1 pseudogene is annotated in these 1256 nt (G+C 45.8%); it reads right to left on the bottom strand.

The window, feature by feature from the left end:
• Positions 1-1256 (bottom strand): annotated as a pseudogene (locus R7P67_RS24970) (error-prone DNA polymerase); the annotation flags it as partial.

Below are 1256 nucleotides of genomic sequence, written 5' to 3'. Positions count from 1 at the left end.
TATAATGGACCCGATGAAATCACGAAGCCGCCGACATGCTGAGAAAGATGACGAGGAAAACCAATAATCTCGTTCACCAGTTGGATAAACTGCTGACCTTTGAGCGATTCTGGTTGCAAACCAAGCTCAATAATTTGTGCTTGCCAACCTTGGCTACGATCTCGGCGGTTAACATTTTTGATGAAAAAATCCAATTGGGTCTCTTCAATACCTAACGCTTTTCCGACCTCACGTACCGCACTTTTGAAGCGATAACTGATCACTGTTGCGGCAAGAGCGGCACGTTCACGTCCGTATTTTTTATAAATGTATTGAATGACTTCTTCACGGCGCTCGTGTTCGAAGTCAACGTCGATATCTGGTGGCTCTTTGCGTTCCTTACTGATAAATCGTTCGAACAAGACAGAGATTTGTCTTGGATCGACGGCGGTGATTTCTAAGCAGTAACACACGACGGAATTCGCCGCTGATCCTCGGCCTTGATAAAGAATGCCTTGCTGTTTAGCAAACATGACGATGTCATGAATGGTTAAAAAGTAATAATGGTACTTGAGGTCTTCTATCAACCTCAGTTCGTTTTCGATGGTTTGGTTGATGTCCTCCGGCACGCCTTCAGGAAAGCGACGCTCTTTACCTTGTTCCACCAACATTCGTAAGTAAGAATTTGGTGTATAGCCATTAGGAATCAGTTCTGTAGGGTATTCGTATTTCAGATCAGACAATTTGAATTCGCACAAATCCGCGATGTACTTACTTTCCTCTAGCCACTCTGGTTTGTAGATACGAACCAACTTATTCAGTGGTCGTAATGCGCGTTCAGCATTAGAAAGACGTTCAAAGCCCAGCTTATCAACACTGCAACCATGTTTAATGGCGGTGAGTATATGTTGTAAAGGCAGGCGCTCAGCCGTGTGCATGAGTACGCCGCCACAAGCTGTAATAGGCAGTTGCAATTCGTGAGCTAGCTTCTCGCAGTGATTTGTGTAGGCATCATCGTCGCCACCAAGATGACGTTGAATCGCAACCCATAGTCGATTGTTATGGTGTTGATTGAGCCATCGCCCCCAGTAATGGTCACTCGCTTGATGGGTAGGAAGCCACAATACTAAGCAGTGACGAATCGACATCAGATCCCACTCAGAAAGCTGATAGCTGCCTTTTTCGCTGCGTCGTCTCGCGTTAGTGATGATACGGCACATCTCAGCATAAGCTTTACGGCAGGGGCAAAGTAGGACTATTTGGCACTCTTCGTTGAG

The sequence above is a fragment of the Vibrio sp. Vb0937 genome (assembly GCF_033338855.1).
The sequence above is the reverse complement of the archived record's forward strand: the minus strand, read 5'-3'. Positions and strand labels throughout refer to the sequence as shown.